At 41.7% G+C, this 23,350-nt stretch carries 23 protein-coding genes, 1 other RNA gene and 1 pseudogene; 17 read left to right on the forward strand and 8 right to left on the reverse strand.

Going from position 1 to position 23,350, the window contains the following annotated elements:
* Window positions 1–179: 179 nt before the first annotated feature.
* Window positions 180–626: a hypothetical protein gene (locus tag L0B70_RS07240; RefSeq protein WP_235141161.1), complete on the forward strand. Its 447-nt coding sequence runs from the start codon at window positions 180–182 to the stop codon at window positions 624–626.
* 4 nt (window positions 627–630) lie between these two features.
* Window positions 631–2,808 carry a reprolysin-like metallopeptidase gene (locus tag L0B70_RS07245; RefSeq protein ID WP_235141162.1) on the forward strand — a complete coding sequence of 726 codons (2,178 nt, stop codon included), beginning with the start codon at window positions 631–633 and terminating at the stop codon, window positions 2,806–2,808.
* Between the two features lie 176 nt (window positions 2,809–2,984).
* Here L0B70_RS07245 and L0B70_RS07250 read toward each other — a convergent pair whose 3' ends face one another.
* Window positions 2,985–3,839 carry a mechanosensitive ion channel family protein gene (locus L0B70_RS07250; RefSeq protein WP_235141163.1) on the reverse strand — a complete coding sequence of 285 codons (855 nt, stop codon included), beginning with the start codon at window positions 3,837–3,839 and terminating at the stop codon, window positions 2,985–2,987.
* A gap of 98 nt (window positions 3,840–3,937) precedes the next feature.
* On the opposite strand from L0B70_RS07250, the gene rnpB reads away from it, so the two are divergent.
* Window positions 3,938–4,267: RNase P RNA component class A (gene rnpB, locus L0B70_RS07255), an RNA gene on the forward strand.
* Window positions 4,268–4,359: 92 nt separating this feature from the next.
* On the opposite strand, the gene L0B70_RS07260 is transcribed toward rnpB, so the two are convergent.
* The gene (locus tag L0B70_RS07260; protein ID WP_235143568.1) at window positions 4,360–5,229 is read right to left on the reverse strand and encodes a polyphosphate kinase 2 family protein; all 870 of its coding nucleotides are present in this window, start codon (window positions 5,227–5,229) and stop codon (window positions 4,360–4,362) included.
* Between the two features lie 80 nt (window positions 5,230–5,309).
* The gene (locus L0B70_RS07265) at window positions 5,310–5,789 is read right to left on the reverse strand and encodes a DUF1573 domain-containing protein (RefSeq protein WP_235141164.1); all 480 of its coding nucleotides are present in this window, start codon (window positions 5,787–5,789) and stop codon (window positions 5,310–5,312) included.
* A 127-nt stretch (window positions 5,790–5,916) separates the two neighbouring features.
* On the opposite strand from L0B70_RS07265, the gene L0B70_RS07270 reads away from it, so the two are divergent.
* The 4 genes from L0B70_RS07270 (at window position 5,917) to L0B70_RS07285 (ending at window position 11,235) form a co-directional block, all read left to right on the forward strand.
* The gene (locus L0B70_RS07270) at window positions 5,917–8,535 is read left to right on the forward strand and encodes a valine--tRNA ligase (RefSeq protein WP_235141165.1); all 2,619 of its coding nucleotides are present in this window, start codon (window positions 5,917–5,919) and stop codon (window positions 8,533–8,535) included.
* Between the two features lie 92 nt (window positions 8,536–8,627).
* Window positions 8,628–9,266 (forward strand): DUF4241 domain-containing protein, encoded by a 639-nt coding sequence (locus L0B70_RS07275; protein ID WP_235141166.1) that lies wholly within the window; start codon window positions 8,628–8,630, stop codon window positions 9,264–9,266.
* 130 nt (window positions 9,267–9,396) lie between these two features.
* Complete coding sequence (locus L0B70_RS07280; protein WP_235141167.1) at window positions 9,397–10,290, forward strand: ribokinase; 894 nt, start codon at window positions 9,397–9,399, stop codon at window positions 10,288–10,290.
* A gap of 102 nt (window positions 10,291–10,392) precedes the next feature.
* Window positions 10,393–11,235 carry an alpha/beta fold hydrolase gene (locus L0B70_RS07285; RefSeq protein WP_235141168.1) on the forward strand — a complete coding sequence of 281 codons (843 nt, stop codon included), beginning with the start codon at window positions 10,393–10,395 and terminating at the stop codon, window positions 11,233–11,235.
* A 40-nt stretch (window positions 11,236–11,275) separates the two neighbouring features.
* On the opposite strand, the gene L0B70_RS07290 is transcribed toward L0B70_RS07285, so the two are convergent.
* Window positions 11,276–11,869, reverse strand: coding sequence for a hypothetical protein (locus tag L0B70_RS07290; RefSeq protein WP_235141169.1), 594 nt, complete (start codon window positions 11,867–11,869; stop codon window positions 11,276–11,278).
* Window positions 11,856–12,341 carry an RNA polymerase sigma factor gene (locus L0B70_RS07295; RefSeq protein WP_235141170.1) on the reverse strand — a complete coding sequence of 162 codons (486 nt, stop codon included), beginning with the start codon at window positions 12,339–12,341 and terminating at the stop codon, window positions 11,856–11,858. The genes L0B70_RS07290 and L0B70_RS07295 overlap by 14 nt, the downstream gene beginning before the upstream one ends.
* A 247-nt stretch (window positions 12,342–12,588) precedes the next feature.
* Here L0B70_RS07295 and L0B70_RS07300 point away from each other — a divergent pair, with 247 nt between their 5' ends.
* The 3 genes from L0B70_RS07300 (at window position 12,589) to L0B70_RS07310 (ending at window position 15,292) form a co-directional block, all read left to right on the forward strand.
* Window positions 12,589–13,158, forward strand: coding sequence for a cob(I)yrinic acid a,c-diamide adenosyltransferase (locus L0B70_RS07300; RefSeq protein ID WP_235141171.1), 570 nt, complete (start codon window positions 12,589–12,591; stop codon window positions 13,156–13,158).
* Window positions 13,121–13,768 (forward strand): thiamine diphosphokinase, encoded by a 648-nt coding sequence (locus L0B70_RS07305; protein WP_235141172.1) that lies wholly within the window; start codon window positions 13,121–13,123, stop codon window positions 13,766–13,768. Before L0B70_RS07300 ends, L0B70_RS07305 begins: the two co-directional genes overlap by 38 nt.
* A gap of 132 nt (window positions 13,769–13,900) precedes the next feature.
* Complete coding sequence (locus L0B70_RS07310) at window positions 13,901–15,292, forward strand: arginine decarboxylase (RefSeq protein ID WP_235141173.1); 1,392 nt, start codon at window positions 13,901–13,903, stop codon at window positions 15,290–15,292.
* A 169-nt stretch (window positions 15,293–15,461) separates the two neighbouring features.
* On the opposite strand, the pseudogene L0B70_RS07315 reads toward L0B70_RS07310, so the two are convergent.
* Window positions 15,462–16,118: pseudogene (locus L0B70_RS07315) on the reverse strand (HAD family hydrolase); the annotation flags it as partial.
* 128 nt (window positions 16,119–16,246) lie between these two features.
* Here L0B70_RS07315 and speB point away from each other — a divergent pair.
* Window positions 16,247–17,104 (forward strand): agmatinase, encoded by an 858-nt coding sequence (gene speB, locus L0B70_RS07320; protein ID WP_235141174.1) that lies wholly within the window; start codon window positions 16,247–16,249, stop codon window positions 17,102–17,104.
* A 112-nt stretch (window positions 17,105–17,216) separates the two neighbouring features.
* Here the strand turns inward: speB and L0B70_RS07325 are convergent, their stop codons facing one another.
* Entirely contained in the window at window positions 17,217–19,073 is a 1,857-nt protein-coding gene (locus L0B70_RS07325) for a CocE/NonD family hydrolase (protein WP_235141175.1), read from the reverse strand.
* Window positions 19,074–19,133: 60 nt separating this feature from the next.
* On the opposite strand from L0B70_RS07325, the gene L0B70_RS07330 reads away from it, so the two are divergent.
* The 3 genes from L0B70_RS07330 to L0B70_RS07340 all read left to right on the forward strand — a co-directional run bounded on the left by L0B70_RS07330 (window position 19,134) and on the right by L0B70_RS07340 (window position 20,799).
* Window positions 19,134–19,757, forward strand: a complete 624-nt coding sequence (locus L0B70_RS07330) for an alpha-ketoglutarate-dependent dioxygenase AlkB (RefSeq protein ID WP_235141176.1) — start codon at window positions 19,134–19,136, stop codon at window positions 19,755–19,757.
* 137 nt (window positions 19,758–19,894) lie between these two features.
* Window positions 19,895–20,374 (forward strand): BON domain-containing protein, encoded by a 480-nt coding sequence (locus L0B70_RS07335; protein WP_235141177.1) that lies wholly within the window; start codon window positions 19,895–19,897, stop codon window positions 20,372–20,374.
* Window positions 20,375–20,379: 5 nt separating this feature from the next.
* Entirely contained in the window at window positions 20,380–20,799 is a 420-nt protein-coding gene (locus L0B70_RS07340; protein WP_235141178.1) for an SH3 domain-containing protein, read from the forward strand.
* A gap of 34 nt (window positions 20,800–20,833) precedes the next feature.
* Here L0B70_RS07340 and L0B70_RS07345 read toward each other — a convergent pair whose 3' ends face one another.
* A complete protein-coding gene (locus tag L0B70_RS07345) occupies window positions 20,834–21,004 on the reverse strand; it encodes a hypothetical protein (RefSeq protein ID WP_235141179.1) in 171 nt (56 codons plus the stop codon).
* A 40-nt stretch (window positions 21,005–21,044) separates the two neighbouring features.
* Between L0B70_RS07345 and L0B70_RS07350 the strand changes: the two genes are divergently transcribed.
* The 3 genes from L0B70_RS07350 (at window position 21,045) to L0B70_RS13535 (ending at window position 23,269) form a co-directional block, all read left to right on the forward strand.
* Window positions 21,045–22,295: a dicarboxylate/amino acid:cation symporter gene (locus tag L0B70_RS07350; RefSeq protein ID WP_235141180.1), complete on the forward strand. Its 1,251-nt coding sequence runs from the start codon at window positions 21,045–21,047 to the stop codon at window positions 22,293–22,295.
* 132 nt (window positions 22,296–22,427) lie between these two features.
* Window positions 22,428–23,216, forward strand: a complete 789-nt coding sequence (locus tag L0B70_RS07355) for a chitobiase/beta-hexosaminidase C-terminal domain-containing protein (protein ID WP_235141181.1) — start codon at window positions 22,428–22,430, stop codon at window positions 23,214–23,216.
* Window positions 23,177–23,269, forward strand: coding sequence for a T9SS type A sorting domain-containing protein (locus L0B70_RS13535; protein WP_407929703.1), 93 nt, complete (start codon window positions 23,177–23,179; stop codon window positions 23,267–23,269). Before L0B70_RS07355 ends, L0B70_RS13535 begins: the two co-directional genes overlap by 40 nt.
* Window positions 23,270–23,350: the final 81 nt, after the last annotated feature.

The raw sequence follows: 23,350 nt of genomic DNA on the forward strand, positions 1-23,350 counted from the left end.
GCAGAGCATCTAAAAAACGACAACAAACCTGGAAAATTTAAAAAAGTGCGAAATTTAGTAAGGATTTCAAATTTTTTAGCTGAATAATTTAATGACTTTATTGATTCTATTTTAATTTATTGCTAAAATTGTTTTTACGTATTCTGCAATTTATTACCTTTACTGCACATTAAAATTCCATGAAATATCTTATCGCTCTGCTGATCATATCGCTCTCCGGTTGTGCGGCGCAGATTTTAAACACGCCTAAAACGTCCATCGAATTTGAGGACATCAATCATTATCCATATGATCTCATCTCCGGAAAATTCCGTATTATACAGACGCAGGAAGAGATGGATAATATATTTTCAGTTATTCATCAGAAGTCGGGCGGCGTTCGATTAGCCCCCATCCCTACAGTGAATGACACGGAATCATATCTTATTTTTAAACCGGAACTTAAAAGCACAAATGATGTTGAAGTCTCCGGTATTTACGTAGAAAACAATACACTGTTTGTGAAGGTTAAAAATTTGAATAATCCTCAACGCGCAAAAACAGACCGAAGTTCCCCAAGCATTCTTCTAAAATTATTGAGCAAGGTTTCCACACAAAAAATTACAGTACAATCCTTAAATAACTAAAACGATGAAAACAAAAATCTTTACTCTTTCGACCCTGCTCCTTGCGATCATGGGTTTCGGACAAAATTACTGGACAAAATCTACAAATGTTCCTACGGAAAATCTGACTCAGCGTTGGGTAAAACCCCAGAAAAGTGCGGTATATCAGGTTAATTTAGAAAAAATTAAAAATGATTTGTCCCGTGTTCCGCAAAGGTTCTCCGGCGATAAAAGCCATCTTGTTACCTTTCCGTCGGCGGACGGAAAATATCGCGAATACCAAGTGCAGGAAGCACCTGTAATGACCGCGGAACTTCAGGCTAAATATGCCGATATTCGCTCCTATGTAGGATGGCAAAAAGACAATCCCCAAAATTCCATCCGTTTCAGCGTGACGCCCGAAGAAGGAATCAGCGTGATGTATTTCGACGGATGGGAGGTGAGTTATCTCGACAAATACACGAACGATAATTCGCAATATATTCTTTATAAAAGAAACGATTTACCTGCAAATGACCGTCTTTTTTCCTGCGATGTCGAAGGTCTAAAAGAACAGACTGCCGAAGATCTGGCTGGTAAAGCTCCGTTGGTTTCGGACGGCCAGTTCCGGACGTACCGACTTGCCCTCTCGGCCACGGGAGAATACACTGCTTTTCACGGGGGAACCGTGCCGAAAGCCCTTGGTGCGATGGCGGTTACCATGACGAGAGTAAATGGAGTATACGAAAAAACCATCTCCGTAACAATGGTGATGATTCCGAACAATGATCTGATCGTGTATACGGACGCGGCTACAGATCCCTATACGAACGGCAATCCGAGTGCGATGATCACGCAAAATCAAACCAATACAAATGCGGTGATAGGTGTCGCCAACTACGACATTGGCCATGTGTTTGGAACAAACAGTGGCGGTTTGGCCGGACTGGGAGTACTTTGTACAGCAAGCAAAGCACGAGGTGTTACAGGTTCGGGCGCACCCGTCAACGATCCCTTTGATATCGATTATGTGGCGCACGAAATGGGCCATCAGTTCGGGGCAAATCACACCTTTCGGGCAAGCACCGGTTCCTGCAACGGAAATGCAAACAATTCCACCGCTTACGAAGTGGGAAGTGGAAGCACCATTATGGCCTACGCAGGAATTTGTGGTGTAAACAATGTACAGGCTAACAGCGATGCGTACTTTCATTCCGCCAGCGTCAACGAAATGTACACCGTGATCCGCAGAGCCACCGACTGTTCTGTGAAGGTTCCTAATAACAATCAGGTTCCGACCGCAGATGCAGGTTTGGATTACAGCATTCCCAAAGGAACCGCATTCGTTTTAACGGGCACTGGTACGGATCCGGATAACGACCCTATATCTTACTTGTGGGAACAGCTGGATAACCAGGTTAATACACAGCCGCCCGTTGCAACTGCCACTGCAGGGCCGGTCTACCGTTCCTTGACGCCAACAGTGTCTCCTTCACGATATTTTCCTTCCATGAATTTTATTTTAGCCAACAATCTGGTTCCAAAGTGGGAGGTAACACCCTCTGTGGCGAGAACTTTAAATTTCTCCCTTTTGGTAAATGATGATAAAGTAACCGGAAACCAGGCGGCAAGAGACCAGATGACCGTATCGGTTACAAACGACGGTCCTTTCGTCGTAACCTCACAGCCCACAAATGTTGAATATGATGCCGCAGATCCGCTTACCGTAACCTGGGATGTAGCTGGAACCGCCGTCGCGCCCATAAACACGCAAAATGTAAGCATCCTTTTATCGAAAGATAACGGGGCCAATTTCGACGTTATTTTGGCAGCGGCTGTTCCAAATAATGGCTCTGCGACTGTAAATCTGCCCAACGAAAATATTGCTTCCGCAAGAATTATGGTAAAAGCGGTTGATAATATTTATTTTGCGTTGAATGCCTCTTTCTTTTCCGTCAAAAAAACTTTAGCCACAGTTGAAAGCAACGCGAAAAGTATTGGCATCTATCCAAATCCCGCAAAACATGAGGTGAATATAAAAATGGGCAGGTCACAAAGCGCAGCGTTCACGATTTATGATGCATCGGGAAGAGTGGTGAATTCCGGAAACGTATCCGGTAAAGGAAAAATTAATGTAGAGAAACTCACCAATGGAAATTACATTTTAAAAATCGTAACGAAAGGTGGGGAGCAACTCTCCGAAAAACTCCTGATTCGGAAATAACGATATTAACAATTAAAAATAAAGAGGATGCCTGAGTAATGCATCCTCTTTTCTATTTTTTTAGGAGCTTCATCCGGCTCTCCACTGTATCTTTTTTACCGTTTGCAACGGCAAAAAAGGATGCCGTTGCGATCCGGGCTAGTTACTGGTACAAATTCAAACCGAAAGATATGTAATTATCCAGGTCCAATTTGGTTCACCACCTGTGATGCGAGATCCGCCTGTGTGGCCAGCTGCACGCCTCCGCTTTCAAGTTTGCTTTTCAAACGCATCAAAGCATCTGTTTTTACTTTGTTAATGCTTGCGCCGGTTTTCATAAAAAATCTGGCCTGCATATAGAAAACGCCGAAAGACTGTTTCTGGATAAACACCTGTGCATCTTCCACGTGATCTGCAAAATCAAACGTTCTGATTTCACTCAAAATCAATTCGCTTACTTTTTCCAGATCCTGATTGTTGGAAATCTGAATATCCAGAAATACTTTTCGCTGCCCGGAAGCGGAATAGTTTGTAAACGGCGCGCTGAAAACCAACTGGTTCGGCACGTGAACTTTCTTACCTTCGTCTGTAATTATTTTCGTGGTAAGAAAATCGATACTTTCTACGGTACCCGAAATATCTTTGATTGTGATATAATCTCCGACCGCAAACGCTTTATCCACACTAATCAGCGCCCCGGAAAACATTGAGGAAACCAAATCCTTCAATGCCACCCCGGCAATTACCCCCGCAACACCCAAACTTCCGATAAACTTCAAAACAAAACCGCCCAGACCCATAATCTCCATAGAGATAAATGCGCCGGAAAGGATGATGAGGAATTTAAAAACTTTAATGAGAGTAACAACGGATTTATTTTTGCTTTTCGGGAAAAACCGGTGGAAGATCTTAACTGCGACTTTACTCAAAAAAGAACTCAGTGCCAGAAAAAGCAGGAAGACTAAAACCCCGACGGCGATTCTGGGTGTTGCCAGCGCAAACCCTCTGTACCACTTGTCGAGGACAGCCATTATCGTTTCGTAATAATTCATTGTTTAAATTTAGTGCTAAATTAAGTTCTCTCCACAGCAAAATTCTTTCCAAAAAAATAAAGAGGTTAATTTTCAACTTTACGTATCTTTGTCGGCCACAAGAAAAACGGCCTGTTGATTTCCGTTTCGGCGGAGGTAGGAAAGTCCGGACACCAAAGAGCAGCAAAGCGGGTAACGCCCGTCGGTCGCGAGATCAGGACAAGTGCAACAGAAAGTATGTATATTAATTTATAGTGAAACCAGGTAAACTCTTTGCGGTGCAATGTTAAGTATATCGGATTTCCCGAATTTTTCAGGATAGGAGTGGCTCGCTCCAAAAACCGAGGGGTAAACAGCTCAAGTTTTGCAGCAATGTAAAACGCAGATAAATAACAGGCATTTTGGTTTCGGCCAATTTACAGAATCCGGCTTACAGTTTTTCTTGTGGTTTTTAATTGAAGATTGACGTTTAAATATTTACAAAAATTCAAACACTCAAACACTCAAACACTCAAACATTCAAGCACTCAAACACTTTCCTTTACTCGCTTTCCAGTTCTTTTTTCGCATCATCCAGACCTTCCATCTCTTTTTCGAAAAGGGTCGGAAATTTCAGATCCATTTTTTCCAGCGCCTCAATAATAATCTGGATCGCAGTCACGCGCGCAAACCATTTGTGATCGGCCGGAATAACGTACCACGGCGCATATTCTTTGGAGGTTTCGTTGATGGCTTCTTCGTAAGCTTCCATGTACTTTGGCCACAGTGCGCGCTCGGTGAGATCGCCGGCTGCAAATTTCCAGTTCTTATCCGGTTCGTTAATGCGGTCCAGAAATCTTTTCTTCTGTTCTTCCTGCGAAACATTTAAAAATATTTTTACAATGGTTGTTCCGTTCGCTGCCAGGTGTTTTTCAAAATCCCGGATGCTTTCATATCGGTTTGCCCAGAATTCCGCATCAAAATCATCTACAGAATCCCAGACTTTTTCGTTTAAATTATAGGCCGGATGCACCTTGCAGACCAAAACACTTTCGTAATGGCTTCGGTTGAAGATTCCTATTTTCCCTTTCTCCGGAAGTGCCACGTAATGCCGCCACAAAAAATCGTGACCATATTCTTTGGAACTCGGTGTTTTAAAACTATGGACTTCGCAGCCTTGTGGATTCACGCCACCGAAAACATGCTCGATCAATGAGTCTTTGCCCGCTGCATCCATCGCCTGCAGCACGATCAACAAAGATTTACTGCCGTCTGCATATAATTTTTCCTGCAGATCGCGGAGTTTATCTATCTCGTCCTTCAACATTTTTTTGCCCTCGCTTTTCTCCAGTTTGCCCTTGTATTCGTGGGGCGCGTCTTTAATCGAAAATTTTCCCTCAATTCTGTACTCGTCGCTGAAATCTACATTCATCATTTTTATTTTGCTTAAAAATAAAAAAATCACCTCAATAAAGAAGTGATTTAGTCATTTATTTTAAGAAAGTATTCTCTTTACAAAGCAGCTTTTTTGGCAACTTTTTTAGATTTTACGGTGCTTGCAGCTTCAATCTTTGCCGCAGGCATTGCTTTTTCTTCTCTTTTAGCGTCAGCTGCGGACATTGCAGCGGCGCCGTCTACGGTTCCTTTGATGTTAATTACAGATCTGCTGTTCTCCGGATCGTTAGAGTAAACTTCGATAATTTTGGTGAAAGGTCCTACGATAGTAGTGTTGTACCCAACTTTAATATCAGCGGTTTTCCCCGGCATAATCGGATCCTGACTCCATTCCGGTGTAGTACATCCGCAAGATGCCTGAACTTTAGAAATAATCAGGGGCTTGTCTCCTGTATTCTTTACTACGAAAACGCGGTGTCCGTCTGCGCCTGTTTTCACAGTTCCATAGTCAAAAGTAGTCTTATCAAAAGAAATTGTTTGCGCAGAAGCTAATGCGAAAGAGGCGGTTAAAAATAAACCGGCGAAAATCTTTTTCATATTTTTAATTGTTTTTAATTGATGGTTTGATAAAGTTTGAAAAGCAAAGTTAAAAATTATTTCAATATGGAGATATCTTTTTTTAATTTACCTATTTTTGCACCTATTAAGCCCAAGAAAAGACTTTATGCAGATTTCAGAAAAATATAATCCTCAGGAAACAGAAAATAAATGGTACCAATACTGGCTGAAAAACAACTATTTCCATTCCGAACCCAACGATAAACCGCCTTATACCATTGTAATTCCGCCACCAAACGTCACGGGAATTCTTCACATGGGTCACATGCTGAACAACACCATTCAGGATGTATTAGTGCGACGCGCCAGAATGCAGGGTTTCAACGCCTGCTGGGTTCCCGGCACCGATCACGCATCCATTGCAACAGAAGCAAAAGTGGTGGCTAAACTGAAATCTGAAGGCATCAACAAAGCAGATCTTTCCCGCGAAGAATTCTTGAAACACGCATGGGACTGGACCGACAAATATGGCGGAACAATCCTGGAACAGTTGAAAAAATTAGGCTGCTCTTGCGATTGGGAACGAACGCGCTTTACGCTGGAACCAAAACTTTCTTCCCAGGTTATAAAATCTTTTGTTGATCTATATAATAAAGGTCTTATCTACAGAGGTTACCGAATGGTCAACTGGGATCCGGAAGCCAAAACCAACATTTCCGATGAAGAGGTTATTTTCAAGGAGCAAAACGGTAAACTCTATTATTTAAAATATAAGATTGAAGGCACAGAAGAATTTCTTTCTGTTGCCACAACGCGCCCCGAAACTGTTTTCGGCGATACGGCGGTTTGTATCAATCCCAATGACGAGCGTTACGCGCATTTACGCGGAAAAAATGTAATTGTTCCCATCGTTAATAGGGTAGTTCCAATTATTCAGGATGATTATGTGGATATCGAATTTGGAACCGGGGCGTTGAAAATTACACCGGCGCACGACACGAATGATTATGAAATCGGAAAGCGCCATCATTTGCAAATGATCGATTCTTTGGATGATGATGCTAATTTGAATGAACACGGTTTGCACTACGCCGGAAAAAACAGATTCGACGTTCGGAAGCAGATCGCAAAAGAATTGGAAGAAAAAGATCTTCTTCTAAAAGCAGAAGATTACGTTAATAAAGTCGGAACATCGGAAAGAACCGGTGCGGTGATCGAACCGAAAGTTTCGGTGCAGTGGTTTTTGAAAATGGCAGATATCGCAAAACCTGCTTTGGATGTCGTGATGAATGATGAGGTAAAATTTCACCCCGAAAAATTTAAAAACACTTATAAACACTGGATGGAAAACATCCGCGACTGGAATATATCGCGCCAGCTTTGGTGGGGACAGCAAATCCCGGCTTTCTATTATGGAGACGGCGAAAACGATTTTGTGGTTGCCGAAACAATCGAAGAAGCGTTGGATTTAGCGAAAGAAAAGTCTCAAAACTCAAGTCTTCAAATCTCCAGTCTGCGTCAGGATGAGGATGCGCTCGACACGTGGTTTTCTTCCTGGTTATGGCCAATGTCGGTTTTTGATGGAATTACAGAGCCCGATAATAAGGAAATCAACTATTATTATCCAACGTCCGATTTGGTAACCGCGCCCGATATTATTTTCTTTTGGGTCGCGCGTATGATCATGGCAGGTTTGGAATACCGAAATGAAGTTCCCTTCAAGAACGTTTATTTCACCGGAATCGTTCGCGATAAACAGCGCCGTAAAATGTCGAAGCAGTTGGGGAATTCTCCGGATCCGATTGAACTCATAGAAAAATATGGTGCCGATGGCGTTCGTGTGGGAAGTTTACTGAGTTCCGCCGCCGGAAACGATCTGCTTTTCGACGAAGAATTAATGTTACAGGGCAGAAATTTCGCCACCAAAATCTGGAACGCCTATAAATTAACGCAAGGCTGGCAGAAAGACGAAACCATCAAAGCCAACGGTTCCGATAAGCAGGCCATCGACTGGTTTGGAAACCAAATGGATAAAACCATCGTCGAAATTGCCGATCAGTTCGAGAAATTCCGGATTTCCGACGCGCTGCATTTGCTTTATAAATTGATTTGGGACGATTTCTGTTCCTGGTATCTCGAAGCCGTTAAACCCAATTATGGCGAACCGATTTCGCAGGAAGTGTACGACCGAACCCTTGTCTGTTTCGAGGAATTAATGAAATTGCTGCATCCGTTTATGCCTTTTTTAACGGAAGAATTATGGCAGAATATTGCGGAAAGAACCCCGAATAATGCGTTGGTGATCACGCAGCAGCGCAAAGGCGAAAGCTTTGATGCATCTGTTATTAAAAGTTTCGAAACCACAAAAGAATTAATTTCCGGTGTACGGAATTACCGGCAAAGCAAAGGGATTTCCCCACGCGAAGAAGTAGAAGTTTTCACAAACGCCCCGAAATTCGACAATGAAAATTTAGTAAAAAAACTTGCAAATATTTCTCAAATTCACTTTGAAGAAAAAACCGATAAACCCACTTTTTCTTTTCTTCTTGGTGGAACGGAAATTTCAATTCCTTTGAGTGAAAAACTCGACCTCGCGGAAGAAAAAGAAAAAACAGAAGAAGAAATTAAATATTTGAAAGGTTTCTTAATTTCCGTAGACAAAAAATTGTCCAACGAAAAATTTGTCGCCAACGCAAAACCCGAAGTAGTTGAGGTAGAACGCAAAAAACAGAAAGACGCGCAGGAAAAAATTGTACTTCTGGAAGAAAAACTGAAGGCGCTTTAAACGCACAAAATATCAAAATTCGAAAAAAAAGGCTCCGAAAAACAATGTTTTTGTAGCCTTTTTTCAATTATCTTTACTTTTTGAACACTCCTATGGAACACCTGGAAAATATTAAAAAACTTTTTAGCAAAAACTTTGTCGAAAATCCTTTGATCGAAACTTTCGAAGCCGGAAAAATAATTCTTCCCACCGGAAGATTAATCGCCTGCGATCCTTTGATTACAAATGATATGAAGGAATTCAAAATCCATTTTCCGCAGGGTGAATTTCCTGTTTTGGTGCACAAAGAACGGGACAGCAACTGTATCGCTTATGTAGAAGTTGTTTTCGGCGAGGAGGAAATTGTAGAATGGAAACTGGCCACCACGGAAGATCAAAATATTGAAGAATTGAAAGGCGAAGAAATTTTCGGTTATCCCGTCGAAAGTGGCATGGGCTGTCTGATGGATTTCGAAACGCAGGATTGCCTCAATCATCTGGAAAAAAGATTGTTTCATCGGAAAGGTGCCGAATTCATGGGTATTTACGAAGAGTTTTTTCACGATCATTTTTTTGATGAAAACGGCGCAATCGATCAGTTTGCCTTTTTGAAACCCGATGAAGAGAAACCCGGAAATTTATTTGCCTTTGAAACCGGTTATGGCGAAGGTTTTTATGCCAGTTACATCGGTTTTGGCATCGACAATCAGCCCATAAAATTACTGACAGAATTTATTGAAATCGGAAGTTAATTAAAGTTAAAAAATTTTTCGGTCTCTAATTAAAAGGATAAATTTGTTCAGCAACAATCCCCGAAGGCGCGATTTTTCGCGTCTTTGTATTTAGACGAAAATAGTAATAAAGCCAAAACCTTTAGAAATAATGAATATCACTTCGGAGCAACCCAAAATTATTGTGGTAGGCAGTTCCAGCATCGATTTGGTGCTGAATACGGAACATCTTCCAAAACCCAATGAAACCGTGATGGCAGAGAAATCCGAAAGTTTTTTTGGGGGTAAAGGTGCAAACCAGGCCGTTGGCACGGCGCGTCTGGGCGCAAGTGTGTATTTTATCGGCTGTGTGGGTATGGATCCTTACGGCCAGCAAATCCTTCGGAACCTGGTTGATGAAGGTGTGAACGTTGGTTACGTGGCCGAAAACGAAGAAACGGCAACAGGAACCGCGTATGTAACTTCCGCGCACGGCGTCAATACAATTGTTGTCGTGCCCGCGTCGAATTACTGCATGACGGTTTCGCACGTGTCTGAGGCGGAAAAACTTTTTCCGACAGTCGATCTTGTTCTTATTCAGTTGGAAATTCCCATGGAAGTGGTGGATTTCACGTTTGATTTGGCGCTGAACAACGGCAAAAAAGTGGGTATTTACGCTTCACCGGCAAAAAAACTCTCGCCGAAAATTATTCAGAACGCCAGCTTTATCGTTGCAAAAAGCAACGAACTTTCCATTGTTTTTGGCGACGAACAGCGCGAGGATATCCTCAGAAAATATCCGAATAAACTTTTTGTGCGCGACGATTCCAATTCCACCACCTATTTCAACGGCTCGGAAATGAAATATTACCGCAACGATCACGATTCTATGCTGCACAAAATGGGAATGGGCGATGCTTTTACGTCGGGTTTCGCGGTAGCTTTGTGCCATGGCAATTCGGTGGACGAATGCGTACAATTTGGCAATGATGTTTCGCTGAAAGTTGCAAAAAACCGCGGGTCGCAAAGTGGTTTGCCGTTTCTAAAGGATTTCTCACCGGAATAATTCCTATTTTCCACATATCGAAATTTCGCACCGGTTATACAAAATCTCTTATTTTTAAAGCATAGTTTTCTCTGTTTTTATTTTGGAGGAAACTGATCTAGAATGCAAGAATTATTTCTAAAAACTTCCGGTCCCGCTTCCATCGCAGTTAAAATTTTTGAACCTCAAATTTCAAAGCAAAAATTGCTGCTCATCAATTCCGCCACGGGCGTTAAACAGCAAATCTATTTTTCTTTTGCTAAATATTTTGCCGAAAACGGCTTCACTGTTATTACCTACGATTACCGCGGCATCGGCGAATCCAAGCCGAAGCAAATGAAAGGTTTTAAAGCATCCATGAGAAGTTGGGGTACCGAAGATTTTAAAGCACTCACGGATTTTATTCAGGAAAACTATCAAAATCATCAAAAATATTGCGTAGGACATTCCGTTGGCGCTTTAATACTCGGAATGAATGAAGATGCTTTGATTTTTGAGAAATTTATTTTCGTGGCCACGCAGGATGCATTTGTGGGAAATCTCAATTTTAAAGTTGCGGCGACCGCGGTGTTGGGTTTCGGACTTGCCGTTCCGCTGACGAATCTTTTATTTGGATATTTTCCCGCACACCGCTTTGGTTTAGGCGAATCTTTACCAAAAGGGGTTGCCTGCGATTGGCGGACTTTAATTTTAAATAAAAAATCGACGAGTCGACTTTATGAAAAAATTGAAAATGATTATTCGAAAAATTTAAGGCAGAAAACATTCATCGTGTATGCCGAAGACGATCCTTGGGTGACGATGAAAGGCATGGAAAGTCTTATGAACAGTGTGTATCCGAATGCGAAGAAAACCTATCGCGAAATTAAAACTGCAGAATCTCCAAAAAAGGAAATCGGCCACATTAATTTTTTCCGCAGTTTTAATAAAGCGTTGTGGAAAATTGTTTTAGCCGAAATTCAATAATAAAAAAAGGGACCGTTTTTCGCGATCCCACTTTTTGGTTTTAATGAAACTGATTTTCCAGACTTTTCAGTTCGGCAATAATACAATTGATGCGTGCATCCTCTTTTTTGAGGCTTTTTCTGCCGAGATAGAAATACGCAAAAAGCATCCAGGCGTAGGTAACGACGAAGGCCAAAATCATCTTCCAAAGATCCACGTTTTTCAGGATTTCTAAAAAATAGACGCCCAGACTTACTGCCAGAAGCAGGAAATAAACGGGCATATTCCAACGCCTTTGTTTCAGCTGAAAGATGCGAAAGTTTTGCCACTGTTTCAAATGTGTGGCCGGAGTTTGAATTTCGTCAATTGCTGAAATTTTTCCGGCGGTGAAAAGCATCAGAACAGCCTGCAGAAAGCAGATGGCGCTGAGCGCAATCATTGCGGAAATCACCGCGGTCGTTTTAAGCGGCGCGTCCAGATAGGTCATGGTTACAAGGATAATAGTTCCGGTAATAAAAAGCATAATCGCTCCTTTGATATACGTATTTTTCATTTTGTTTCGGTTGTTTTTAATTTTTAAAAAGTCTGTCTTGTTGGTGGGCACTTGGGTTTCCGAGTGTTTCCAAAGATTCTCCAGGTCGCTAAATTCTTCCATGATTGGTGTAAATTTCTTTGAGTTCTTTTTTAATTCGGTGGATTTTTACACGCAGATTATTTTCGGTAATTCCGGTTATTTCTGCGATTTCTTCGTAGGATTTTTCTTCTAAAACCAGCGTGATGATGATTCTTTCGTTCTCCTTAAGTTTGCTGATGGATTCGTACAAAAGATTAATTTCTTTCGTCGAATCGTGGCTTTCTTCGTGCACGAGTCTGGCTAAGATTTCCTCGGAATGATCACTCTTCTTCGTCTGCTTTTTGATTCCGGTTAAGCACGTGTTAATCGCGATTCTATAAATCCAGGTTCCAATTTTGCTTTCATTGCGGAATTTGGGTAAACTGTTCCAGACCGCGATCCAGGTTTCCTGATGAAGGTCGTCCGCGAAAAGCCGGTCGCCAGAGTAACTCAGGCAAAGTTTGTAAATCCTTGGCGAAAACTCCTTGTAGAGTTCTTCAAATGTGGAATTCATTGGGAACAAGAATTTTTGCGCGGAAAGTTATGGTGTTTCTGTTTTTTAAATTTTTCATTCGCGTTGAATTTTTAAAATTATTGAATTTAACTTTTAGAATATTCTGCTCATTGGATGCTTCAACCCGAAAATTATTACAAAAAAAATTAAAAAAAATTAAAATTACATACCGCCGGGAACGACGTTTGGACAGATGCCGGCTTCGAAGTCTAATAAAATCCTTAAATTTACGTCAAGCATCAATCTAATGAAAATATATACGAAAACCGGCGACAAAGGCGAAACCGCGCTCTACGGCGGAACGCGCGTGTCGAAAGCGTCGTCGCGCGTCGAATCTTACGGAACCATCGATGAACTGAATTCTTTTATCGGTTTTGCGAAATGCGAAATTACGGACACGACAATTTTAACGCAACTTAAAAAGATTCAGTTTGATCTTTTTACGGTGGGTTCGGAATCTGCGACGCCAACGGAAAAACTGACGTTAGCCAACGGAAAATCGCGCCTGGCTTTGATGATTTCCGAAGTGGAGATTGAAGACCTCGAAAAATGGATGGATGATTTTGAAAAAGAATTAAAACCGCTTCAATACTTTATTCTTCCGGGTGGCGGAAGGGCCGCGACATCGCTTCATATTTGCCGAACCGTCTGCCGACGCGCGGAACGCAGTTTGGTTTTCCTCAACGAATCGGAGGAAGTTCGTCCGGAACTCATCAAGTATCTTAATCGGCTTTCGGATTATCTTTTTGTTTTGGCGCGCTACGTTTCGCACTTAAATAATGAAGCGGAAGAATACTGGAATCCCAATGCTCGGTAAAGCGCTTCTTTTCATCAACGGAATTCCGCCCATCAACCTTCCCGAAACCGACGGTTATTCACTCATCGCCTGTTCCGACGGGGCGTTTCATTATTTGAAAGACAAAAATTTTCCGCTCGAAAAACTCGATTTTATCTCCGGCGATTTCGATTCGCATTCGGGCAGGGATGAAAGCATCTACGCAGAAAAATTCATTTACACCCCGGATCAAAATAAAACCGATTTCCAGAAATCACTGGAAATCATTGCCGAGCGCGGTTTTGCAAAAGTTAATATTTATGGCGGAAGTGGTGGCGAAATGGATCATTTTCTCGGAAATCTTACGGTAGCCTATCTTTTTAAAGATAAAATGAACCTCACTTTTTTTGATGAATATTCCACCTATTTTTTCGCGCCGAAAGAACTCGTTTTAGAGCAGGCGAAAGGAAAAACAATTTCTCTTTATCCCTTTCCGGTTGCCGGAAATATTGTTACAAAAGGCTTAAAATGGCCTTTGCATCATGAAAATTTAGAAGCCACACACCGGATCGGAACGCGTAATATTGCTAATGATGAAAAGGTCGAAATTCGGTTTGATTCCGGTGATCTTGTGGTTTTTGTGTCGAATTAAATTGATTCCGAAGCGATCTTCGCATTATACCGTAGCAAATGACGGATGCAGAAGTTTGGCGAAATAGCAGGCGTAAAACCACTTTTTTTTCTCAAATTTGCACTTCAAACCTTATAAATACTATTCCTTAAAATGAAAATTAAATATTCAGAGCTCATCGACCAAACCCTGTATTTCCCCACCGAAGAATTTAACGTTGCGGAAAATACGTTGCAGTTTCACGATATTCCTTTGCTGGAGGTGATCGAACAGTTTGGTACGCCTTTGAAATTTAATTATCTGCCCAAAATTTCGATGAATATTCAGCGCGCAAAAGGCTGGTTTAAAGAAGCGATCGAAAAACACGATTACAAAAAAGGTTATAAATACTGCTACTGCACGAAATCGAGTCAGTTTGCCTTTGTGGTGGAAGAGGCGTTGAAAAACGATATTTCCCTGGAAACTTCCTCTGCCTATGATATGGATATTGTAAAGGCGCTTTATGAAAAAGGAAAATACGGAAAGGATGTTGAGGTGATTTGCAACGGTTTCAAAACCGACGATTATCTGGCAAAAATCTCAGATCTCATTAATAACGGTTTCCAAAATATTATTCCCGTCCTCGATAATTACCGCGAACTCGATAAGCTCACCGAAAGCATTGATACCACGTTTAATATCGGAATCAGGATTGCGTCGGAAGAAGAGCCAAAATTTGAATTTTATACGTCCAGATTAGGAATCGGGTACAAAGACATCATTCCTTACTACAGCCAGAAAATTGCAGAACATCCGAATGCAAGGCTCAAAATGTTGCATTTTTTCATCAACACCGGAATTAAAGACACAGCGTATTACTGGAACGAACTTTATAAATGTCTGCGTGTTTACGCGCGTCTGAAAAAGATCGCACCCGAAGTGGATTCCCTCAATATTGGCGGCGGTTTTCCCATTAAAACCTCTTTAAATTTCGATTATGATTACCAGTATATGGTGAACGAGATCGTTTCTCAGATTAAAAAATTCTGTGAAGAAGAAGGCGTAGAAGAGCCGAATATCTATACCGAATTTGGTAGTTTCACAGTGGGCGAAAGTGGCGGTCATCTGTATAAGATCATCTCGCAAAAACGCCAGAACGACCGCGAAAAGTGGAACATGATCGACTCCTCATTTATGACCACACTGCCCGATACGTGGGCGATTTCGCGCAAATTTATCATGTTGCCCCTCAACCGCTGGGAAGATACTTATGAGCGCGTTTTCCTTGGCGGACTTACGTGCGACTCCGACGATTATTACAATTCCGAGCAGCATACGAATGCCATTTATCTGCCCGTTTTCAGCGAAACCAAACCTTTATACATCGGTTTTTTCCACACGGGCGCCTATCAGGAGACCATTGGTGGGTACGGTGGCGTTCATCACTGTTTGATGCCGCAGCCGAAACATATTTTGATCGATAAAGATGACGAAGGAAATTTTACGTATAAAGTGTTCCGCGAGGAGCAGAAAGCGGAGGAAGTCTTGAAAATTCTCGGCTATTAGAAAAACTAAAATATTTAAAGGAGCACCAGATGAAGTTGCTCCTTTTCTTTTGAGTACCCGTTTTCCACTGTATCTTTTTCTTTTTTTCAAAAGAAAAAGGATGCCGTTTCAACCGGGGCTGGAAGTTCAGGAAGTTTCTTCTCCCGAAAGGACGAAGAGTAAAAATTTCAAAATACTTACGCATATTTTCGGGCGCCATTTCTTTGAAATCAGAAATCACCAGATTCGCTTTGTCATAATTCTGCCCCACGGAATGTTCACTTTTGTACGCCACGCAAAAAATTCCCGCCGCATAAGCTGCCAAAATTCCATTTGTAGAATCTTCTACGACGAAACAGTTTTCTTTCGGTTCCTGTGCAATCTGCGCAGCGAGCAGAAAAATCTCCGGATTGGGTTTGGATTCCTTTAATTCATCACCACTTATTTTTCCCACAAAATACTTTTCCAACTCAAATTTTTCAAACACCATGTCAATCGTCGTCATGCTTGCCGAAGAGGCCAAAACGAGTTTAATGCCGTCTTCAAAGTATTTTTCAATCGACTCTTTCACGCCGGCAATCAGATGGAAATCGGGATCATTGTAAAAATAGTATTTAAAATATTTGCGTTTAATTTTCGCGAGGTCATCTACGCTTTTGTCTAAATGATAGAGATTGATCAGCGTCTCGCATACTTTTTTCGTAGCAGCACCCGTAAAAGTTTCATATAATTCTTCGGAAACGGGTATGCCCAGATCTTTAAACATCTGGAAATACGCTTTGCGGTGGAGTGGTTCTGTATCGACAATAACTCCGTCCATGTCGAAGAGTACGGCTTTTAAAAGCATTTTTTTCTTTTTGTAAAATTAAGCTTTTGAAACGGAATATTGCACGGACGAACGGCGGGCAACTCGTAAAAATCCCGGCATTTTCTTATCTTTGAACATCTCAATTCAAACTTAAAATTTAAACAGATATGCAAACTTACGCCGGCATTCCCGAAGAAAATGCAACCCTCGAAAACTCCAAAGTAATGCTCGTCACTGTTCCCTACGACGGCACTTCAACCTGGGGAAAGGGCGCGGACAAGGGCCCGGAACTTTTTTTAGATGCTTCCGAAAATATGGAACTTTACGACATCGAAACCAATACCGAGCCGTATTTGGAGGGCGTTTACATTGGCGGCGACATTACCGAAAAATCTTCGCCGGAAGCCATGACGGAAGCAGTTTATCAAAAAACAAAAGAGCTTTTGAGCAACGAAGGTAAATTATTCACGCTTTTTGGCGGCGAACATTCCGTTTCCATCGGCTCCATTCGTGCGGTGGGAGAAAAATTCGAAAACCTGACCGTTTTGCAGCTCGACGCTCACACGGATTTGCGTCCGGATTTTCACGGGTCCACGTCCAATCATGCGTGTGCAGTGTACGAAGCGAGCAAAAAACACAATTTGGTGCAGGTCGGAATCCGGTCCTGCGACATCGAAGAAATGGAACATGTGAACAAAGAGCAATGTTTCTGGGCACATGAAATCGCTAAAAAAGAAGACTGGATTGATGATGTTCTGGAAAAAGTTTCCGGTAATGTTTATATTACCATCGATTTAGATGCGTTCGATCCCTCTATCGCGCCATCAACCGGAACACCAGAACCAGGAGGTTTACAATGGTATCCCACTTTAGAATTATTGAAAAAAGTCTTCGAAAAATGCAACGTAGTTGCGTTTGATATTGTAGAATTAATGGATTCGCCGATGCCGAAGCCAACTGCGTTCCTAGCGGCGAAACTCTACTACAAAATGTTGGCGTATTACCACATTTCTAAAGGCCAGTAAATAATAGACAGTTAAATAAAAACAAAAATCCTTTCAAAAATTTTGAAAGGATTTTTATATCGTCTTTTTCAGCGATCAGAAAAATTGTAATTTTTCATTAATCATTCGTCACTTATTTCAAAACATCAACTTCCAGAGAACTGTCTCCGAAAATTTTTATGAACGCTTTCGTGTAATCTTCTTTCGTAGCAAAGTTCGGATTGTCCATAAATTTCTGTGGATTCACAGCGAAAAGCGGAAACCACGTGCTCGAAATTTGGATCTGGATTTTATGCCCTTTTTTAAAAGTGTGCATCACATCCTGCAATCTGAAAGTAACTGCCGTTTTTTGATTCGGCACCAACGCTTCGGGTTTTTCGCGCGAATTTCTGAATCTCGCCGGCATAATTTCGCTGCGCACCATCTGGTGGTAATTGCTGTAGATCACGCCGTCTTTTTTCTCTTTCGGTACGAAATCTTCCGGATAAACATCGATCAGCTTTACGGCAAAATCCGCATCGGTGGATGTGGAAGCGATGTTTAATTTCGCTAAAATCTCTCCGCCAAAAGTCAGGTCTTCCGTTAAAGCATCGGTCGTAAACGTGACTACATCAGGCCTTCCTTCCGCAAATCTTTGATCTTCGCTCATGTAATTTCTCGGTGTGAAACCATTAAAATCTTTCAGATTGGCGGAACTCAAAACAGGATTCGAAGGATCGCTGTAATATTCCGAAACGCTGTTGGAAGAAGCATTCTTTAAGGTTCCGTCCGCCAAATAGAAGCTGACTTTCTGCGCGTTTTTTGGTGGATATTGTGCGAACTCCCGCCATTGCATACTTCCGGTATCAAACATCACTGCTTCCGGAATTCCGGCGTCTGTTTTTGTGTCGCCTTTTAAATAATGGTTAAAGAATTTTGTCTCCAGATTTTTTTGGTAATACGTTGCAATACTGTCGCCAAAATAAATGTCGTTATGAAAAGCCTTTCCGGTTTCGCGCGCCCAGGCTCCGTGAGAAAAGGGTCCCATCACGATTGTATTCTTCGCTTTCGGACTTGTTTTTTCAATGGTTTTGTAGATGTTTAAAGGTCCGGAAAGATCTTCCGCGTCAAACCAGCCGCCCACGGTCATTACCGCATGTTTTACATTTTTAAGATGTGGAAGCAAGCTCCGTTTTTGCCAGTACTCATCGTAGTTTGGATGGTTCATAATTTCCGTCATGAAGAAATTATTTTTATAATATTTTTCGTAGCCATCCTTTAAGGTTCCCATTTCACGGTAAAATTTCAGACCATCATCCGAAGTCGGTTTGATGAACGAATCCATAAACCAGCCGTCTTTTTCTGGTTTTGTTTTCTGTACACCAAATACAGGAAAAGTTCGGAAATAACCCAACATAAACTTGCCGTTGTGCAGAAAATCGTCATTCCAGAAATCGGAAATCGGAGCCTGTGGTGAGGATGCTACCAAGGCCGGATGATCAGACAGAATTCCCGCAGCCGTATAAAATCCGGGGTACGACGTTCCGTATTGCCCGACTTTTTTGTTGTTGTTATCAATGTTTTTCAATAGCCATTCAATCGTGTCGTAGGTATCGGTGCTTTCATCTACATCTTTTTTAGTCTTGTGATCTACCTGCGGCGTCATGTTCGTGAATGTTCCTTCGCTCATATATCTACCGCGGACATCCTGATAAACAAAAATATATTCGTCCTTCATGAGATACGGGTTCGGTCCCAGGCCGTTGCGGAATTCATTTTCGCCGTAAGGTGCCACGCTGTAACAGGTGCGCTGCATCAAAAATGGATATTTTTTATTTTTCGAAATATCGTTCGGAATGTAAATCGACGTAAACAATTTCACGCCGTCCCGCATCGGAATGTAGACCTCTTTTTTTGTGTAATTTTCTTTAATAAAAGTGTTGTCCGCGGTCTTTTGAGCCCATGTAAACATCATCAAAAGCAGGAACATGAAGGTGAAGGATTTTTTCATAGAAATAATTTGAGACGAATTTATAAAAAAAAACAGAACTTTGACTTTTTAATCGCGCCCATGGAACTATTCGAAAATATTGCAGACCCAACACTCAACTTATTGCCACAGGACGGAACCGTGAATTATTATGGCCAAATCTTAAACGGCAAAGACGCCCGTGCGTTCTACGAAATATTATTAGAAAGCGTCGCGTGGCGAAATGATGAAGCCGTAATCTTCGGCAAAAAGATCATTACAAAACGAAAAGTTGCCTGGTATGGCGACGAAACTTTCGAATACACCTATTCCAATTCCACCAAAAAAGCGCTTCCCTGGACGACAGAACTTTTGTTGCTGAAAAACCTGACCGAAGCAAAAACGGGCGAAAAATTTAATTCCTGTCTTCTGAATCTTTATCACGACGGAAATGAAGGGATGGCCTACCACAGCGACGGCGAAAAAGACCTGAAAGAAAATGGTGCCATCGCGTCCTTAAGTTTTGGCGCGGAAAGAAAGTTTTCTTTTAAACACAAAATCACAAAAGAAAAAGTAGAACTTTATCTGGCCCCCGGAAGTTTGCTCGTCATGAAAGGCGAAACCCAAAAATTTTGGCTTCATCGCCTGCCGCCTACTAAAAAGATTTTCACGCCGCGCATCAATTTAACCTTTCGGACCATCGAAAATACAGCGGATTCTTTATAACATTCAGCACTTTAATTCTTGAATTTAAGGCAGATTTCTTAAAAATTTTAAGAAAAGTTTATCATTGTTAAAGGTTTGAAGCGGGTATTTTTTTATTAAATTTGACTTTATAATTTTTAACAATAATAAATTCGACTATGAAAAAAACAATTGCAATGGCGGCTTTGGCACTTGCCGTGTCTTTCGGTTCTATCGCTTGTAAAAAGAAAGTTTCTGATGCAGAACTTCAAACACAGGCTACAACGGTTGTAACTGCTAATCCAAATGCTTCTGTCGAAGTAAAAGACGGAACAGCCCATTTGAGCGGTACTTTCGCCGATCAGGCTTCAAAAGATAATATGATTACTTCCTTAAAAGCAATTCCCGGCGTAAAAGATGTTATGGATATGTCGACCATCGCAGCTCCCGTTGTTGTAGATACCGCTTCTGCCGTAGATCCAATGGTTCAGCAAAAAGTTCAGGATGCGGTAAAAGATTTTCCGTCGGTAAAAGTTGAAGTAGTGAATGGTGAATTAACGCTAACCGGAAACGTTTCTCCGGAGCAGGCAAGACAAATTAAAATGTCTGTAGACGCTGTAAAAGCTGGAAAAGTAAATTATAACTACACTGTAAAATAATTAAAATGAGCGACTTACAAAATAAATATGCAGGAGTAATTTCTGCAGCACAATCCGCCGGAGTTTCAAACCTTCAGGTAACCGAGCAGGACGGAATTCTGTATGTTTCAGGAAATGCAGCTTCCACATCAGCCAAAGATGCCGTGTGGAATGCTTTAGGCGCCATCGATTCTACGTATTCTGCCTCCGATATAAACGTAGATGTACAGGTTGCAGGATTGTCTTCCGGTGCGTCCCTAAAAGTGGCCACCGAAGATTCTAACCTCAATATCAGACAGGAACCCTCCACCGACGCTGCTATCGTAGGCAAGGCGGCAAAAGGCGATTCCGTTTCTTTGGTAGAGCAGACTTCCGATGACTGGTGGAAAGTAAGAACTTCCGACGGCAAAGAAGGTTACGCCTATGCAAGATATTTGCAGGCCTAATTTTTTACAAAATACTTACGAAACCTCTGATTTTTCAGAGGTTTTTTTCTTGGGGCCATGCCGAAAAAACCCCACGGACCGGCAGCCGCCATTTTTCGGCACCGCGCTTTCCATTGCAATCTTTTTGCCCCCGCTTTGCCGCGCAAAAAAGGATTTCCATTTCAATCGCTTGTCCGAAGTGCTGTTTATCGCCAATTTTTGCCAAAAAAAACTATATTTGTACCTCTTACTTATAAAAAATTTCCATGAAAGGTCAAAACAAACTGTTCATTTTTATCATCATTGCCTTAGTTTTAGGTGTAATCATGGGCGGCGTCGTTCATCTTCAATATCCCGAAAGTTCCGAAGGATTTGCCAATAACATCAAATTGTTAGGCACCATATTCATCCGGTTGGTGCAGATGATTATTGCTCCACTTGTTTTTACCACTCTGGTGGTGGGCATCGCCAAAATGAGCGATATGAAAATGATTGGCAGGGTAGGCACCAAAGCCATGCTTTGGTTTATTACCGCTTCCCTGGTTTCCCTTTTTATCGGGTTAATTTTTGTGAACTGGCTAGAGCCGGGGCACGTTACCCAACTTCCCATTCAGGATGCTTCCTCCGCCGACGAACTTTTAAAAACATCCAAAGGATTTTCCCTCGAAGATTTTGTAAAACATATAATTCCGAAAAGTTTATTTGAAGCCTTCGCCACCAACGAAGTGCTGCAGATCGTGGTTTTCTCCATCATGTTTGGTGTTGCCCTGGCCAATATGGGCGAAGAATACACAAAACCCATCGTACGAGCTTTGGATATTTGTGCCCACGCCATCCTGAAAATGGTAGGCTACATCATGTGGTTCGCACCATTTGGAGTTTTAGGCGCCATTGCAGCCGTTGTAGCCACAAATGGTTTCGAAATCTTCAAAGTATACGCCATTTACCTGCGCGACTTCTTCTTCGCACTGGGCGTTTTGTGGCTCGTTCTCTGTCTGGTTGGTTATTTAATTTTAGGCAACCGTTTGTTTGAATTATTAAGAAGAATTAAAGAACCTTTGCTCATCGCTTTTTCCACAACAAGTTCCGAAGCAGTGTTCCCGAAACTCGTCGAAGAACTGGAAAGATTTGGGTGTAATAACAGAATTGTCTCCTTCATCTTACCCTTAGGATATTCTTTTAATCTGGACGGAAGTATGATGTACATGACTTTCGCCTCAATATTTATCGCTCAGATCTACGGCATCGATATGACGCTGGGCCAACAGATCACCATGCTTTTAGTCTTAATGCTGACCTCTAAAGGAATTGCCGGTGTTCCGCGTGCAAGTTTGGTAATTATTGTCGCAACCTGTACCATGTTTGGCATTCCGCCCGAGGGGATTGCCTTAATTTTGCCGATTGATCATTTTTGCGATATGGGCAGAAGTATGACGAATGTTTTGGGAAATGCCTTAGCAACGTCTTCCGTTTCCAAATGGGAAGGACAGCTCGAAAATCATGGCGGCGACATGTAATCCCGGCGCACTTCCGGGTTAGGTGCTGTTAAAACCTGTAAAAAGTGGAGCGGACTATGCAAAAACTGTAAGCAAATAATTTTATTTTCCCTTTTTAAGTTTTTTCTATATCTTTAATTATCAAAAGAATACATGATGAAAAAACTTTTACTATTATTATTGCTCCCGATTTTTCAATGGTACAGCTCCCAGATTACTTTCGACACTTATACGTATTCCTTCGGGCCAGATCCTTATACAGCCCATATTTCCGGCCAGGGCACCATTTATTACACGACCGATGGTACAGATCCAACGGTGAATTCGTCTTCGGTGATGTACAATCTCGACCTGAGCATTTCAGCAGTTACTACAGTTAAAGCGATGCTGAAAAATCTATCCGGCGAATTTTCACCGATTTTTACCAAAAAATATTATTTTGGGCCATTTCCACACAAAACTGTTTATTTTAAAAAACCACCAACGTGGGCCAACGTGTGTTCCTTCAGTAATTCGTACGATCCGGAATTAGCGTTGGATATTTACTCCGGACCGCAAATGACGCCGGTTTGTGAAGGTTGGTACAGCGGAAATTCTGCTTTTTTCGTTGGATCAGTAACTTTTGATAATTGTATATATCCTCAAATTCCTCCTGTTTATCAACATTTTAATATCGTAACAGAAGATACCGTTTATTACGATTATTCCGAAGGTCCTATTACAAATCCCCCTGCCTGCGTACTGGCGGTGAGCGATCCCACCCAGAGCATAGCGGTCCTGAAATTTTTTCCGAATCCTGTAACGGACTTTATTACTATCGAATCCGACATCAATTTTCAAACCTATGAAATCATCGACCTAGCGGGGAAATCATTTGGAAAAAAGTTCTTTCAGGTAAAAAAATCGAAGCGTCCACACTACCAGCCGGAATTTACTTACTAAGACTTACTTCTTCAGGTACAGTAACAAATTTTGTAAAATTCATTAAGAAATAATTATCCCAAATTGATAAGGCAGCAAGTGACTTTCAAGAAAAGTTCAAAAAAAATCCCGCCGAAAAGCGGGATTTAATTTTT

Source organism: Kaistella sp. 97-N-M2 (assembly GCF_021513235.1).
Taxonomy (GTDB): Bacteria; Bacteroidota; Bacteroidia; order Flavobacteriales; family Weeksellaceae; genus Kaistella.